Below are 15540 nucleotides of genomic sequence, written 5' to 3'. Positions count from 1 at the left end.
GCGGAGCAGTGACGAGGTCCGGATCAATTCGACAGCAACCAATCGGGTGATCTGAGGGTGGGGCGGCGCCCAATTCTGGCGATACTTTGATGATTACGCAACTATGCGAATGTGTCGTTCGCCGAAGCCGATCGTGGGCGTTGGGACAAAATGAATGCCGCGATGGCAAAACATGAAGAACGGCGACCCGAAACCATGACTTCACCCAGCCGAGCCGAGGGGCCGACCGAGCCCCAACTCGCTTCGGCGGCGAGCACGTTCGGACTGCTGAGCAGCCCCGCGCGCCTACACGTGTTGTGGCTGGCTGCCCAGGGCGACTACGACGTCACCACGCTGGCGGGACGGGCCGGCATCAACGTCGCCACCATGAGCCAGCACCTGACCAAGCTGCGGCTGGCCGGACTTATCCGCGCCCGACGGGAAGGTCGCCACCACATCTACACCGTCGACGACCCGCACATCTTGACACTGCTGCAGCAGATCTTCGCCCACATCGGCCCGGACGGCAGCCTCGCTCCCGACCCGCCGCGGGAGTCATAACTACCGGTGACCCAGGTCACGGACCAAAGTCCCCAGATGCGGTGATCGCCAACACAATTCACCGTTTCACAGCGGACGGTTGGCTAACGTTTGCGGCCATGAAAGACCCTGTACTGGTACTCCCGGCCGTCGCGGCGATCATCGGCCTGCTCATCTTCGGCTTCCTGGCCCTGGAGGTCGTCTTCCACCTGGCCTGACCGGGTCAGGCCCGCGCTAACTCGCCGCCGAACAGCACCGCGGCCATCACGGTGTTGACCCGCAAGCGTTGCTCGGCGGTGTCGTCGAAGTTAACCAGGCGTCCCAGATCGACGACGAGGGCAAGCGCGGCGTGGACCCGGAAGACCGCTTCGGTCTCGGTCGCCCCGATCTGACGGAGCAGGTGCGCCCATTCGTTGACGTTCTGCCGCTGCAACCCGCGCAGGTGTACCCGGTCGGGTTCGGGCAGGTTGGCGAACTCGGCGAAATAGATGTTGATCAGGTCCGGCGCGGCGAACGACAGCGCGGTATAGCGTTCGGCGATGCGGGTAGCCGCCTCGCGCGAGTCGCTCGACTCGGAGAGAGCGTCGGTGATGATCAGTAACACCCGGTCGCCGGCGCGCTGGAACGCGGCGGCGAGCAGCGCGGCCTTGCTCGGGTAGTAGCGGTACGCACTGGAGCCGTTGAGGCCGGCGGCACTGCCGATCTCATCGATACTGGCTTCATAGAAGCCGCGCTGTCCGAACACCCGAATGGCTTCGGCGAGCAAGCGTTCCCGTTTGGAGGTACTCGGCAAGCCACGCTCGGTTCGCCGCCGCGCGGCCGGGGCCGGCGCCGGCGGCAACTCGGTGGTCAACACCGACCAGCACAGTTCGGCGAGTAGCGAAGAAAGTGCCGAGGCGGCCAACCGGGTGCGGTGCGCCGAGATGCTGCCGATGACGCTCAGCGTCGCGGCGGCCAGCATCGCGGTGTCGGCTTCGGACAGGCCCGGGCGCAGCAGTGCCAACGGTTCGGCGACGGCGGCGTTCAGCGCGTCATAGCTGGCGCGGATGTGCTTGCGGTCCGCCGGTTGCAGGTAGCGCCGCTCCCAGCGGTAGAACGCGCCTTCGCGTCGCATGCCGATGGTGGTCTCGATCAGCGCGTCGACGATCGCGCGCAACCGCTGCTCCGGCGGCCGGGCCGAGTTGTCGGCGCCGCGCGCCGCGGACACCAGCGTCTGCGCGACGTACTCGGCGGTCGCGACCAGCAGCGCGTACTTGTTGGCGAAATGCCGGTAGAGGGCCGGCCCGGAGATGCCGACCTCGGCGGCGATCTCATCGACGCCGACCGCGTGATAGCCGCGCTCGCTGAAGGCGCGGGCGGCGGCCCGCACGATCTGGACCTTGCGGTCTTTGGGGCGACGCCGCACCGCCGTGGTGGTCGCGGCTCCGCCGCCCAGACCTACTGCCGACACTGTTCGACCCCCCGTTGTTGACAGTTCGAACCGACACCCATAAGTTAACCATAATTTACATTTCACACCACTGAAGGAAGCGACGTGCGGGGCTGCCCATGACCGAGAACTCCCCCAAGCTCACCGCGGTCCGAGATGGTCGGGTGCTCCGGGTGACCCTGACCAATCCGGAGCGGCTCAACGCGATCGACTACGCCACCATGGCGGTCCTCGGCGACGTGTTCAGCGAGGCCGCCGGCGATCCGGCGGTGCGGGCGATCGTGATCACCGGCGAAGGCAAGGCGTTCTGTACCGGCGCCGACCTGTCCGCCATGAGCGGCGAGATCACCCCCGAAGAGGTGATGGATTGCGCCGGCCGGCTGGTCACGGCGATCGCCGAAACCCCGGTGCCGGTCATCGCGCGGGTCAACGGGCCGGCCGCCGGTGTCGGGGTGGGTATCGCGCTGGCCGCCGACCTGGTCTACGCCGCAGAGAGCGCCTATTTCCTGCTGTCGTTCACCAACATCGGGTTGATGCCCGACGGCGGCACCACCGCCCTGATCGCCGCTGCCGCCGGACGGGCCCTGGCCAACGAAATGGCGCTGCTCGGGGAGCGCCTGCCGGCGGCTGCCGCCCGGGAGGCCGGTCTGGTCAACGCGGCGCTGGCACCCGCAGAACTGGACACCAAGGTCGAGGAGGCCGCCGCGAAGCTGGCCCACGGGCCGCGGCGCGCCCTGGAACTGACCAAACAAGCGCTCAACGCGACCAGCCTGGCCCCGCTCGGCGCCGCGCTGGCCCGGGAGAAGGCCGGTCAGGTTGAGCTGTTGGGCTCGCCGGACTTCATCGAAGGCGCCACGGCGATGCTGCAGAAACGCAAGGCGGTGTTCGCCGAATGACCACGCAGCCGCTGCGTTCCCGCCGCAACCACTGGGTGAACCAGGTGGCCATCCACGCCGAGATGCGCCCCGAGTCCGTGGCCTTCCGCTGCCGCGGCACCGAGACCACCTGGCGCCAACTGCATGACCGCTCGCAACGGCTCGCCGGGGCATTGTTCCGTCGCGGGATCTCCTTCGGCGACCGTGTTCTCATCGTGATGCTCAACCACACCGAGTACATCGAATCCGTGCTGGCGATCAACGCCCTGGGCGCCATCGCGGTCCCGGTCAATTTCCGGCTCACCGACCCCGAGATCAGCTACCTGGTCTCCGACAGCGGCGCCAAAGGCGTCATCACCGACCAACTGCTCGCGCCGCTGATCGATGCCGTGCGCAGGAACACCGACGGCCTCGAGGTGGCCGTCGTACTCGGCGACGACTACGAGTCGCTGATCGCCGAATCGGGAGAACCGCACCCGCACGCCGACATCCCCGAAGACGCCCCGGCGCTGATCATGTACACCTCGGGCACCACCGGTAGCCCCAAGGGCGCGATCCTCTCCCATTCGAACCTGCAGGCCCAATCGCTGACCTGCATCCAGGCCCTGCACACCAGCCCGGACAGCGTCTATTTCTGCGCCGCGCCGATGTTCCACATCGCCGGCCTGGGCAGCATCGCGCCGAACCTGGTGATCGGTACCACCACCGTGATCCACCCGCTCGGGGCGTTCAACGCCGCCGACACCCTCGACGCCTGGGAGCGCGAGCGAGCCACCTCGGTCTTCCTGGTTCCGGCGCAGTGGCAACTGATCTGCGCGGACCCGACCGTGCGGCAACGGGACCTGGCGCTGGAGGTGATCAGCTGGGGTGCCGCGCCCGCGTCCGACACCGTGCTGCGGGCGATGGCCGAGACCTTCCCGGATGCGCTCAACGTCGCGGTGTTCGGCCAGACCGAGATGTCACCGATCACCTGCGTGCTCGACGGCACCGACGCCCTCCGCAAGCTCGGCTCGGTGGGCAAGGTGATCCCGACCATCGCAGCACGGGTGGTCGACGACGACATGAACGACGTGCCGCCCGGCGAGATCGGCGAGATCGTCTACCGCGGACCGACTCTGATGCAGGGCTACTGGAACAAGCCGGAAGCCACCGCCGAGGCCTTCGCCGGCGACTGGTTCCACTCCGGTGACCTGGTGCGCGTCGACGACGAGGGCTTCGTCTTTGTCGTCGACCGCAAGAAGGACATGATCATTTCCGGCGGAGAGAACATCTACTGCGCCGAAGTGGAGAACGTGCTGTTCGAGCACCCGATGATCCGGGAGGCCGCGGTGATCGGGCGTGCCGACGAGAAGTGGGGCGAGGTCCCGGTCGCTATCGTGGCCGCGGCGCAGGCACTGACGCTGGGCGATCTGGAGCAGTTCCTCAATGAGCGGCTGGCCCGCTACAAGCACCCGAAGGAACTCGTGCTCGTCGATGAGTTGCCCCGCAACGCCAGTGGCAAAGTGGTCAAACCGCTGTTACGCAAGACCTACGGCTAGGAGTGGCAGTGGATCTGGATTGGTCGGCTGACGAGGCAGCGTTCCGCGACGAGGTTCGCGGGTTCCTCGAGGAGCATCTGAGCTCGGATCTGCGCCGAGCCGGGCAGCTGATGACCAGTGTGTACGCCGATCACGAGGCGAGCATGCGCTGGCAGGCGATCCTGCATGAACGCGGGTGGGCCGCACCGGCGTGGCCGGTGGAATACGGCGGCTGCGATTGGACGCCGTTGCAGCACTACATCTTCAGCCGCGAATGCGCGCTGGCAGGCGCGCCGCTGCTCTCCCCGATGGGCATCAAGATGGTGGCGCACGCGATCATCGGCTTCGGTACCGACGAGCAGAAGAACTGGTTTCTGCCGCGGATCCTCACCGGTGAGGTGTTCTTCTGTCAGGGCTACTCCGAGCCGGAGTCCGGCTCGGATCTGGCCTCGCTGTCGATGGCGGCAGTCGATGACGGCGATGACCTGATCTGTACCGGCAGCAAGATCTGGACTACCCACGCCACCGAGGCGAACTGGATCTTCTGCCTGGTCCGCACGTCGCGCAGCGGCAAGAAGCAGGAAGGCATCACCTTCCTGCTGATCGACATGACCACCCCGGGTATCGAGGTCCGGCCGCTGGTCATGACCTCCGGCGAGGAGGTGCAGAACCAGGTGTTCTTCGACTCGGTGCGGGTGCCCAAGGCCAACGTGCTGGGCCGGATCGACGACGGGTGGACCGTCGCGAAATACCTGCTCAACTTCGAGCGGGGCGGCGCGATGGCCCCGATGCTGCAGGTGTGGGCCGATGCGGTCGCCGAACAGGCTGCCGGACAACCCGGCCCGGACGGCACCGCGCTGGCCGACGATCCGGTCTTCCGGCTGCGGCTGGCCGATGCCCGGGTCCGCACCGACATCTTGGAGATCCTGGAATTCCGCACCATCGCCGCGCTGGCCAAGGGCCACAATCCCGGACCGGCGGCGTCGATGCTGAAGATCCTGGGCACCGAGCTGAGCCAGACGATCACCGAACTGGCGCTGGAGGCCGCCGGGCCGCGCGGCCGGGTCTACCAGCCGCACGCGACCATGCCGGGTGGCCCGATCCCCGACTTCGTCCCACCCGCCGACAGCTACCTCAGCGGCCAGCCGTGGCAGGCGGTGGCCCCGCTGCGCTACTTCAACGACCGCGCCGGCTCGATCTACGCCGGCAGCAACGAGATTCAACGCAACATTCTGGCCAAGGCAGCACTGGGGTTATAGATGGACTTCTCATTCACCGACGAACAGGAACTGCTGCGCGACACCGTCGGCAAGTTCCTCGCCGACCGCTACGACCTGGAGAAGAGTCGCGCGGCGGCCAAGACCGGAGCCGGCTGGCAGCCGAACATCTGGCGTGCCTTCGCCGATGACCTGGGTATCCTCGGGGCGACACTGCCCGAGAGCGCCGGCGGACTCGGCGGTGGCGCCACCGAGCTGATGATCATCACCGAAGCACTTGGACATGCGCTGGTCATCGAACCGTTCGTGGAAACCGTCGTGCTGGCCGGCGGGCTGCTGCAACGCGCCGGGGACCCCACCCGGTTGTTGGAGCGAATCGCGCTCGGGGACGCCATCATTGCCGTCGCCGCCGAGGAGCCGACCTCGGCGGGCATCTGGCATGACGTGGCCACCACCGCGCGCCGCGACGGCGACCACTGGGTGCTCGACGGGGCCAAGATCACGGTGGCCGCAGCACCGATCGCCACCCACCTGGTGGTGACCGCGCGGACCTCGGGTGCCCAGCGCGACACCACCGGGCTCTCGCTGTTCCTGCTCGAATTCGATGCCGCCGCACCGCCGGCCGGACTTCGGGTGGAATCGTTGCGCACCATCGACGACCGCCGCGCCGCCGACCTGATCCTCGACGGCCTACGGCTGCCCGCCGACGCGATGCTGGGCGACGAGGGCCAAGCGTGGCCCGCGCTGGAGCACACCGTCGACGAGGCCACCGCGGCGATCGTGTCCGAGGCGGTCGGCTGCCTGCGGCGGGTCCTGGCCGACACCGTCGCCTACACCAAGCAGCGTCAGCAGTTCGGTCAGCCCATCTCGGCGTTCCAGGTGCTGCAGCATCGGATGGTGGACATGTACCTGGAGGTTGAACAGGCCGTCGCCGCACAGCACTTGGCGATCATGAAGCTCGACGCCGGCCCGGATGAACGCGCCCGGGCGGTGTCGGCGGCCAAGGCGACGGTTGCTCGTGCCGCCCGGTTCATCGGGCAGAGCGCGGTGCAGCTGCACGGCGCGATGGGTATGACCGAGGAGCTGGCGATCGGGCACTACTTCAAACGGCTCACCGCGATCGAGTACCAGTTCGGTTCCCGCGACCGGCACCTGGCCCGGTACGCAGGCCTAAGCTCAACCAGCCGGTAGCGCCGCCGCTGCCGGCACGGGAACCACCACCGAGTGCGGCCCCCGGGACGCCTAGGACTCGCCAGGCAGCGCCGTCTCGCCATCCGTCTCAGCGCCCGGGCTCAGCGGTACGCGGCCGGCAGCGACGGCGATGTTGTTGGCCATGCCGGTGAAGATGATACCGTGGAACGGCAGAAGTGAATACCAATATAGCTGTCCGGCAAAACCTTTGGGGAAAAAGATGGCTCGTTGGTGCAGTCTGGTGGTGTGTGCGCCGCACGCCTCGAGGCGCCATTCGAGCCAAGCGCCGCCGGGGGTGCGCATCTCGGCGCGTAGCCGCAACAGATGCGGACGCTCGATGCGTTCGACTCGCCAAAAGTCGAGGGCGTCACCGGTGTGCAGTGCATGTGGGTTGCGGCGGCCCCGTGCCAGCCCGACCCCTCCGGTGAGCCGGTCCAGCCAGCCGCGGATCGTCCAGGCGAGCGGGAACGAGTACCAACCGTTCTCGCCGCCCACCCCTTCGACAACCTGCCATAGCTGCTCGACAGAGGCGTCACAGTCGACGCTTCGGTCGTCGGTGTAGACGACCGCCCCGGCCCAGCTGGGATCGGACGGAAGAGCGTCGGCTGGGGCGCCGGTCGCGGATGCGTCGGCCCAGCTGGTTTCCACATCACCGTTGTCGATGCGCCGTAGCGCGAGCGCGACGGCGTCTCGATATCGGGTCTTGCCTCCCGGCGGCGATGCGACCACCGAATCGATGTCCCGCTCGGAAGCAACGGCATCGGTGCTCAGCGATCCGATGAGGGCGCGGCCGATCCGGGGCGGGACGGGAGTCACCAGTCCGATCCACAGCCCGGCGAGTTTCGGTGTGAGGACCGGCAGCACGAGGATTCTGCGTCGGGCCAACCCGGCGACGTGGGCATAGATCTGCATCATTTCGCCGTAGCGCAGAACGTCGGGACCGCCGATGTCGTAGGCGCGGCTCTGGGGCAGCGGCATGGTTGCCGCGGCGAGCAGATAGTAGAGAACATCACGTATCGCGATGGGCTGGATGCGGTTGTTGACCCAGCGCGGTGTGGTCATCACCGGCAGCCGATTGGTCAGGTGCCGGATCATCTCGAAAGACGCCGAGCCGGAACCGATTACCACCCCCGCCTGTAGGGCCACGGTGGGGACACCGCAGTTGAGCAGGATTTCTCCGACCTGGCTGCGTGATCGTAGATGCGTCGACAATCGGTCCGATTTCGTATGCAAGCCACCGAGGTAGACGATGCGCCCCACCCCGGCACGCCGTGCGGCGGCAGCGAGGTTCTGCGCGGATTGACGCTCCGACTCGATGAATTCCCCCGGGTTTCCCATCGAGTGGACCAGGTAGTAGATGACGTCGATGTCGCGGCAGGCATCGTCTAGTGAGTTCGGTTTGGTGAGGTCGCCACGGACCACCTCGACCTCCGCCGCCCACGGGACGTCGCTGATCTTGCTCGGATTACGGGCCAACGCTCGGACCCGGTGGCCGGCTTGGACCAGTCGGGGGGCGAGGCGACCCCCGATGTAGCCAGTTGCCCCGGTCACCAACACCCGCAACGGCGTATTGCTGGCTTCTATGTTCATCACACGACCTCCCCGGCCCTGAATCCGCCGCGTCGGCTGATCGCAAGCAAGCCCGCCCGTCTCTGCGTGTAGTCGACCATATCGGTGATTCGGGGCTGCGCAGGCCGCGGTCGGGTTCTTCCGGCCTCTGATCGGTCCCGGTTGCAAAGCCGATTCGTCCCGGTAGCGTCGGAGCATGGGTTTGGTCTTTTCCAGCGCTGTCGCCGCACCGCCGGCCGACGTCTTCGCATGGCACGAGAGGCCGGGCGCGTTCACCCGGTTGAGCCCGCCGTGGCAGCCGATGCATCTGGTCGCCGAAGCGGACTCGCTGCGCGACGGCACCGCCGAACTGGCGTTTCCCGGCGGGCTGCGCTGGATCGCCGAACACCAGCCCGGCGGCTACGACCCGCCGCGGCGTTTCGTCGATGCGATCGGCGGCCGCGGCCTGGCGTCGCTGCCGGCCCGAACGGCGATGAGGTGGCGCCACACCCACGAGTTCGACGATCTCGGCGACGGCAGAACCCAGGTGACCGATCGCGTCGAAACGCCCATACCCGAGTCGATGCTGCGGCCGATGTTCATCTATCGGCACCGCCAGCTCGCCGATGACCTGGCCGCTCACCAGCGCGCCGCAGAACACGGCCTGGCGCCGACCACGGTGGCCATCAGCGGCGCATCCGGGCTCGTCGGTTCGGCCCTGGCCGCGTTCTTGAGCACCGGCGGCCATCGGGTGATTCGGCTGGTGCGGCGTGCGGCAGCCAATCCCGGTGAGCGGCAGTGGAATCCCGACGACCCGAATCCGGACCTGCTGGCCGGCGTCGATGCGGTGATTCATCTGGCCGGTGCTTCCATCGCCGGACGCTTCACCGCCGAGCACCGGCGTGCGATCCGGGACAGCAGAATCGCGCCGACCCGCCGACTCGCCGAACTCGTCGCCCGAAGCAGCGCTGGGCCGACCACCCTGGTCTGCGCATCAGCGGTCGGCTACTACGGTTACGACCGCGGCGACGAGATCCTCACCGAAGACAGTCAACGCGGCGACGGGTTTCTCGCCGATGTCGTCGCCGACTGGGAAGACGCCCTGGCCCCGGCAGAGCAGTCTGGAAAGCGCGTCGTGCGGATCCGCACCGGCATCGTGCAATCACCGCGGGGCGGGACGCTGCGCCTGATGCGGCCGCTGTTCGCCGCCGGGTTGGGCGGCCGGCTCGGCGATGGCCGGCAGTGGCTGCCGTGGATCGGGATCGACGACCTGATCGACGTCTATCACCGCGCACTGTGGGACACCGGGCTGTCCGGGCCGGTCAATGCCGTCGCGCCGAACCCGGTGCGCAACAGCGAGTACACCAAGACCCTCGGACGAGTGCTGCGCCGGCCGACGATCCTGCCGGTGCCGGCGCTGGGGCCACGACTGCTGCTCGGCGGTCAAGGGGCGCGTGAGCTGGCCTGCGCGAGCCAGCGAGTGCTGCCGGGGCGCCTACAGGATGCCGATCACCGCTTCCGCGCCCCCGAACTCGAACAGGCGCTGCGGCATCTGTTGGGCCGGGCGGGCTAGGACGTGGGCTAAGACGGGGGCGCGATCTCCAAGCCGATGTGAACCTTGTCGATCCCGCCGCGCACGAGCGAGTGCGGAACGAACCACCAGGCGTGCCACCAGTAGCGTTTGACGACCGCGTCGTAGACGCGCCTGGTCTCGCTCTTGGGCAGCACCCGGGCCACTGCCTCGACCGGCTCGCCTTTCGGCGCACCCAGCACGCCGCACTTCTGGATGGTCACCCGCGGCGTGTTGCGGATGCGCTTGGTCTTCCAGGATCCGTCATCGGTGATCACCAACAGCTTGTCGCCGTCCGGCGCGCCCCACACCGCGGTCGGTTTGGCCCTGCCGTCCTTGGTGAACGTGGTCAGCAGCAGATACTTCTCGCGATACACCTCAGCGAACGTCGGCATCGCGCCAGGATAGCGCCGCGGCTGCTACCCCGACGGCGCCAGCGGCAACCGCAGCGCGCCGGGGGCACTGTCCGGCACCGTCGGGTGGTGCGGAAACACCGGCGGGATGCGTCGGTAGGGATCGCCCAGCGGCGGTCGCGGATCCGGCTCACCGTTGTTGGGCCACAACGCCATGGCCCGTTCGGCTTGCGCGGTGATGGTGAACGACGGATTGACCCCCAGGTTGGCGGTGATCGCCGAGCCGTCGACGACGTGCAGGCCCGGGTGACCGTAGGCCCGCTGATAGGGGTCGATGACACCGGTTTGCGCGGAGTCACCGATCGGGCAGCCGCCGATGAAGTGCGCGGTCAGCGGAATGTTGAGCGCGTCGAGGTAGGTGCCCCCGGCGAACCCGCCGACCTTCTGCGCCATCCGGCGGGCGACGTCGTGGGCGATCGGGATCCAGTCCGGATTGGGTTCCCCCGCACCCTGTTTCGTGGTCATGCGGGTGCCGAACAGGCCACGCTTGCGGTAGGTCGTCAGCGAGTTGTCCAGTGACTGCATCACCAGGATGATGATCGAATGCTCCGAGGCGCCACGTGGGAACAGGCTGCGCAGCAGCAGCCCCGGGTGCCGCGCGATCATCAGCAGCAATCGGGCGAAACGCCAGGGCCCGCCGTCGATCAGGTGGGTGCCCATCATCGAGAGCAGGTTGGACCCCTTGCCGTAACGGCACACCTCGACGTGGGTGTTGGCCTCCGGGTGAATCGACGAGGTGATCGCCACGCCCTGGGCGAAATCGTCGCGGTCGGGCGCCAGCACCACCGGCACCTCTTCGGAGTTGGTGCGGGTCAACTCGCCGAGCCGCGGCGAGAGATGCGGCAGTGATCCGGTGTCGCGCAGCTTGTGCAGCAGCCGCTGGGTGCCCAGCGAGGCCGCGGCGAACACCACCTGACCGGCGGTGAAATCCCGCTTGTGTTTACGCAGCCACGCCCCGGTGCGCACCGTGCTGACCACGTAGCCATTGCCGTGCGGGCGCACGTCGGTGACCATGGTCAGCGGATGGATCTGCGCGCCGGCGTGTTCGGCCGGATACAGGTAGTTGGTCTCGGTGGTGTTCTTGGCGTTGTGCGGGCAGCCGGTGAAGCATTGGGCGCAGCCGATGCAGCCGGCACGGGCCGGGCCGGCGCCGCCGAAGAACGGGTCGTCGACGGTTTTGCCGGGCTCGTCGCCGAAGAACACCCCGACGTTGGTGGGGTGATAGGTGTCTTCGACCCCGAGGTCGCGGGCCACCGCCAGTAATATTTCGTCGGCCGGGGTGGTGTGCGGGGTTGCCGTCACCCCGAGCATCCGCCCGGCCTGCTCGTAGTAGGGCGCGAGCTCGGCTTTCCAGTCGGTGATGTGCGCCCACTGCTCATCGGTGTAGAACCGCTCCAACGGCTCGTAGAGGGTGTTGCCGTAGATCAGTGATCCGCCGCCGACGCCGACGGCGCTGGCGATGAACGTCTTGCCCAGCACGGTGAGGCGCTGCGGGCCGAAGCAGCCCAGTTTCGGCGCCCACATGGCCTTGCGGACGTGCCAGTTGTTGGGCGGGAAGTCGGTGGGCGCCCAGCGGCGGCCCATGTCCAACACGCCGACCCGGTAACCCTTCTCGGTCAGGCGCAGCGCCGCCACGCTGCCGCCGAAACCGGAGCCGATCACCACCACGTCGTAGTCGTATGTCATGTGCGGTCCTCGGTGGCGTGGCTGCGTGCCGGGATGAGCAAGAGCAGCGACAGCACCAGCAGCAGGCTGAGACTAACCACGTTGAGCACCGCGTCAAGCCGGCCGTACATGTGCAGCATGCCGAGGTGGTAGATCAGGTGCAGCACGTTGAAGACCGACCAGCTCACCGCCGTGATCACCACGACGGGGCGGTTGCGCAGGTAGTACAGCGCCAGGGCGCTGAGGACCGCCAGCCCGAAGAACAAGGAGCCGACGTCCTTCACGAAATGCTCGTTGTACGGGCCGAGCACCGGCAACCAATGCATGCCCATCCCGGGAAACGTGCTGTACCAATTCAGCGGCGCAAAGTATGCCCACCCACCCAGGCTGAGGGCCACGATCGTCAGCAAGATCAGGCATACGCGATGCACGATGGGGTTCATACCGTGCATCATGTCTTGCCCGCTCCACCGGTAACGGCGATATTCAGGGGATTCGTCTGGAGGATGCCATGACCGATCGCTTTGCCATCCCGCCCGCCGAGGTGCTGCGGGCGCGCGAGAAGCTCGTCCTCGACCACTTCCACGACGAGGTCCGCCAGGATTGGGACGACGTGCTGGCCACGTTTCCGCACCCGCACTACGAGATCATTCCGACTCTGACTGTGCACGACGGCGACGACGCGGTCCGCGCTTACTACCGCGACACCCGCGTCGCGTTCCCCGACCAGGACCACGAGATCATCGCGCTGCGGCACAGCACCGACGCGGTGATCGTCGAGTTCTGGCTCCTCGGAACACATTTGGGTCCACTGGGTGGCATACCGGCCACCGGATCGCGGCACCGCACCCGAATGACGGCCTACTTCGTCTTCGACGCCGAGGAGAACCTGATCGCCGAGCGGATCTACTTCGACACCCTGTCGATGCTCAAGCAACTCATCGGCGGGCTCAAGCTGCGCGACCCGCGTACCTGGCCGTTGGTGATCCGCGGAGTGCGCGGCCTACTCAAGATGTCCGCCGAGCCCGACCCGCTGCTGGTGAACACCCCGGCCGTCGGCTTATCACCGCCCTGAGTGTGTTCGACGCGACCGGCGAGCGGCCCCGCACGTGCTCCAACAGTCTCGGACGGGCACCGCGGCCGGCTAGGGCCGACGAAGCAACAACTAAGAATTCCCTAAGCGTTGACCCATGCGGACGGCAACCTCGGCGCAATCATTAACAGCGAAGCAACGCGTCACCTAGCAGCGGTGACGGCCAGTAAAAACGCGACAAGAACCACTTCCGGAAAAATGTTGACATCTCCGTAAATTAGGCAAAGACTTACGTAACGCTTTGATTCTCGAACCTGTCCCACATTGAAGCCCCATCGCTGTTCGCGCCGTTTTTAAGGAGACCGACCATGGCTCAGCACCCCAGCAAGCGGCCGGGCAAGTCACATCAGATCCAGATGCGCCGCCGCCGCGCAGCCGGTCTCGGAGCGACGGCCAGTGCCTTCCTGGCGTTCGGATTGACCCCGCTGGCTTCGGCGCCGACTGCGAGCGCCGACTTCTTCGGGTGGGACTGGCTTGTCGATCTCTTCGAACCCAGCGCCGCGACGAGCGCCGTCGACCCGACCGGGGATTCTGGCTGGGACGCTTTTGCTTTGCCCGGCGTCGCTGCAGCAGGCGACCCGAACTCTGTCGCCGCGGCGTTCCAGACCGACTTCTACCTGCCGCTGCACGCGGCCCTGGAAGCCTACATAAACAGCCCCCTCGGTGAAGCGATCAACCCTGTTATCAATCAGCTGTTTGCGCCGTTGATCCTGCCGGGCTTTTGTGGCCTGATCTGTGACGGCGCCGACGGGACGATGGCCAACCCTGACGGTCAAGGTGGGGGCTTGTTCTTCGGCGACGCCGGTGACGGCTACGACGCCAGCAACGACCCGGGTATGGCCGGCGGTAACGGCGGAGTTGCCGGGGGTATCGGCGACGGCGGCGACGGCGGAGCGGGCGGACTCGGCGCCGACGGCGGCAACGGCGGCGCCGGCGGCGAGTGGATGGGCAACGGCGGCAACGGCGGCGCCGGTGGAGCCGGCGGCCTGCTCAATGACACAGTCGTCGACGGTGGCAACGGCGGTATCGGCGGCAGCGCCGGCCATGTCCAAGACTTTTTCGGTATAGGTGCGGTTGGGAACGGCGGCAACGGCGGCGACGGCGGAGCCGGCTACACCGGCGCCAACGGCTCGGCGGGGACCGCAGGCACCGGCCCCGCAAGCAACGGCGGCAACGGCGGCAACGGCGAGACAGGCGGCAACGCCGGCAACGGCGGGAACGGCGGCGCCGGTTCGCTGTGGCTCGGCAACGGCGGCAACGGCGGCAACGGCGGGGTCGGCGGCAACGGCGGCAACGGCGGGGCCGGCGGTGCCGGAACGGACACGCTCTCTGCGGACGCCCTGGGCGGCTCCGGCGGCGCCGGCGGTACCGGTGCTGACGGCGGTACCGGCGGCAACGCGGGTAAAGGGGGCACCGGCGCGGCCGTCTTCGGCAGTGACGGCAGAACCGGTTCCAACGGTGACGGCGGCGCTGGGGGCATCGGCGCCGATGGCGGCCGCGCAGGTGCCGGCGCCAGCGGAACTGATGGCGCCGATGGCACTACGCCCGGCGAAGATGGCGCCGACGGCACCAACGGAAGCGGCGGCGGCGACGGCGGCAACGGCGGCGGGGGCGGTAGCGGTGGTGCCGGTGGCACGACTGCGGGCGTCGCCGCCGGTAACCACGGCGCCGGCGGGGCCGGCGGCAACGGTGGGGCAGGTGGCAACGCCGGCAACGGCGGTAACGGCGGCAACGGTGCCGACGGAGGCACCAACGATGTGGCCGGAAATGGCGGCAAAGGCGGGGACAGCGGGTTCAGCGGGTACGGCGGACTCGCCGGGGCCGGCGGAATCGGCCCGGACGGCACAAGCGCCGCGAATGGTGCGGACGGTGCTGCCGGCACCTCTGGTGACGGCGGGGCCGGCGGCAACGGCGGAAACGGTGTCACCCTTGCCGACGGCACCGGGCAAGCCGGCGGCGACGGCGGCGACGGCGGTGCCGGCGACTACTACGGCAACGGCGGCGCGGGCGGTAAGGGCGGCGACGGCGCGGCCGGTGCCAGCGACATGAGTGGCAGCGGTAACGGCGGCGATGGCGGGCAAGGCGGTAGCGGCGGTTACGGCGGTTTCGGCGGATTCAGCGGCGGCGCCGGAGGCGATGCCGGTGCCGGCGGTGCCGGGGGTAATGCCACCGGCGACGGCGCGGCCGCCGGTACTGCTGCTCAGGGCGGTTATGGCGGCGGCGGCGGGGCCCATTACCTGAACACCGTCGGCAGCCACGATGGCATCGGTGGTAATGGCGGCCGCGGTGGTAACGGCGGCAACGGTTCCGATGGCGCCACCCCGACGGCCGGTGGTTGGGGCGGTCTGGGTGGATTTGGCAGCACCGGCGGCGTCGGCGGCGTCGGCGGCACCGGAGGCACCGACGGCAGCGCCGGTAGCGTCGGCGGCGCCGGAGGCGCCGGCGGCACCGGAGGCACGACCACCGACGCCGCCGCAGGCGGCGCCGGCGGTGGCGGTGGTGG

Annotated in this window: 13 protein-coding genes; 8 read left to right on the top strand and 5 right to left on the bottom strand. The window is 68.2% G+C overall.

The window, feature by feature from the left end; genetic code table 11:
* Window positions 1-195 precede the first annotated feature (195 nt).
* A complete protein-coding gene (locus A5771_RS09805) occupies window positions 196-540 on the top strand; it encodes an ArsR/SmtB family transcription factor (protein WP_064855043.1) in 345 nt (114 codons plus the stop codon).
* A 202-nt stretch (window positions 541-742) separates the two neighbouring features.
* Here the strand turns inward: A5771_RS09805 and A5771_RS09800 are convergent, their stop codons facing one another.
* Complete coding sequence (locus A5771_RS09800; protein ID WP_064855027.1) at window positions 743-1969, bottom strand: TetR/AcrR family transcriptional regulator; 1227 nt, start codon at window positions 1967-1969, stop codon at window positions 743-745.
* Between the two features lie 98 nt (window positions 1970-2067).
* Here A5771_RS09800 and A5771_RS09795 point away from each other — a divergent pair, with 98 nt between their 5' ends.
* The 4 genes from A5771_RS09795 to A5771_RS09780 are packed head-to-tail and all read left to right on the top strand — an operon-like array spanning window position 2068 to window position 6748.
* Window positions 2068-2844, top strand: a complete 777-nt coding sequence (locus A5771_RS09795) for an enoyl-CoA hydratase (RefSeq protein ID WP_064855026.1) — start codon at window positions 2068-2070, stop codon at window positions 2842-2844.
* The gene (gene fadD5, locus A5771_RS09790) at window positions 2841-4361 is read left to right on the top strand and encodes a fatty-acid--CoA ligase FadD5 (protein WP_064855025.1); all 1521 of its coding nucleotides are present in this window, start codon (window positions 2841-2843) and stop codon (window positions 4359-4361) included. Before A5771_RS09795 ends, fadD5 begins: the two co-directional genes overlap by 4 nt.
* Window positions 4362-4369: 8 nt before the next feature.
* On the top strand, window positions 4370-5599 hold the full coding sequence (locus tag A5771_RS09785; RefSeq protein WP_064855042.1) for an acyl-CoA dehydrogenase family protein: 1230 nt from the start codon (window positions 4370-4372) through the stop codon (window positions 5597-5599).
* Window positions 5600-6748, top strand: a complete 1149-nt coding sequence (locus tag A5771_RS09780; RefSeq protein WP_064855024.1) for an acyl-CoA dehydrogenase family protein — start codon at window positions 5600-5602, stop codon at window positions 6746-6748.
* A 51-nt stretch (window positions 6749-6799) separates the two neighbouring features.
* Here the strand turns inward: A5771_RS09780 and A5771_RS09775 are convergent, their stop codons facing one another.
* On the bottom strand, window positions 6800-8338 hold the full coding sequence (locus A5771_RS09775; protein ID WP_064855023.1) for an SDR family oxidoreductase: 1539 nt from the start codon (window positions 8336-8338) through the stop codon (window positions 6800-6802).
* A 175-nt stretch (window positions 8339-8513) separates the two neighbouring features.
* Here A5771_RS09775 and A5771_RS09770 point away from each other — a divergent pair, with 175 nt between their 5' ends.
* The gene (locus A5771_RS09770) at window positions 8514-9869 is read left to right on the top strand and encodes a TIGR01777 family oxidoreductase (protein ID WP_064855022.1); all 1356 of its coding nucleotides are present in this window, start codon (window positions 8514-8516) and stop codon (window positions 9867-9869) included.
* A gap of 8 nt (window positions 9870-9877) precedes the next feature.
* On the opposite strand, the gene A5771_RS09765 is transcribed toward A5771_RS09770, so the two are convergent.
* Genes A5771_RS09765 through A5771_RS09755 form a run of 3 tightly spaced genes read right to left on the bottom strand, consistent with a single transcriptional unit; the run spans window position 9878 to window position 12387 of the window.
* Window positions 9878-10261, bottom strand: coding sequence for a PPOX class F420-dependent oxidoreductase (locus A5771_RS09765; protein WP_064855021.1), 384 nt, complete (start codon window positions 10259-10261; stop codon window positions 9878-9880).
* A gap of 24 nt (window positions 10262-10285) precedes the next feature.
* The gene (locus A5771_RS09760; protein ID WP_064855020.1) at window positions 10286-11965 is read right to left on the bottom strand and encodes a GMC oxidoreductase; all 1680 of its coding nucleotides are present in this window, start codon (window positions 11963-11965) and stop codon (window positions 10286-10288) included.
* On the bottom strand, window positions 11962-12387 hold the full coding sequence (locus A5771_RS09755; RefSeq protein WP_064855041.1) for a hypothetical protein: 426 nt from the start codon (window positions 12385-12387) through the stop codon (window positions 11962-11964). The genes A5771_RS09760 and A5771_RS09755 overlap by 4 nt, the downstream gene beginning before the upstream one ends.
* A gap of 68 nt (window positions 12388-12455) precedes the next feature.
* Between A5771_RS09755 and A5771_RS09750 the strand changes: the two genes are divergently transcribed.
* Together A5771_RS09750 and A5771_RS23585 are read left to right on the top strand one after the other, a co-directional pair.
* Window positions 12456-13019 carry an ester cyclase gene (locus tag A5771_RS09750; protein WP_064855019.1) on the top strand — a complete coding sequence of 188 codons (564 nt, stop codon included), beginning with the start codon at window positions 12456-12458 and terminating at the stop codon, window positions 13017-13019.
* A gap of 326 nt (window positions 13020-13345) precedes the next feature.
* A partial coding sequence (locus A5771_RS23585; RefSeq protein ID WP_064855018.1) for a PGRS repeat-containing protein occupies window positions 13346-15540 on the top strand: 2195 nt, incomplete at its 3' end.

The organism is Mycolicibacter sinensis, from assembly GCF_001667375.1.
In the GTDB taxonomy this organism is placed as follows: Bacteria; Actinomycetota; Actinomycetes; order Mycobacteriales; family Mycobacteriaceae; genus Mycobacterium; species Mycobacterium sinense_A.
This window is presented reverse-complemented; position numbering and strand designations above follow the sequence as displayed.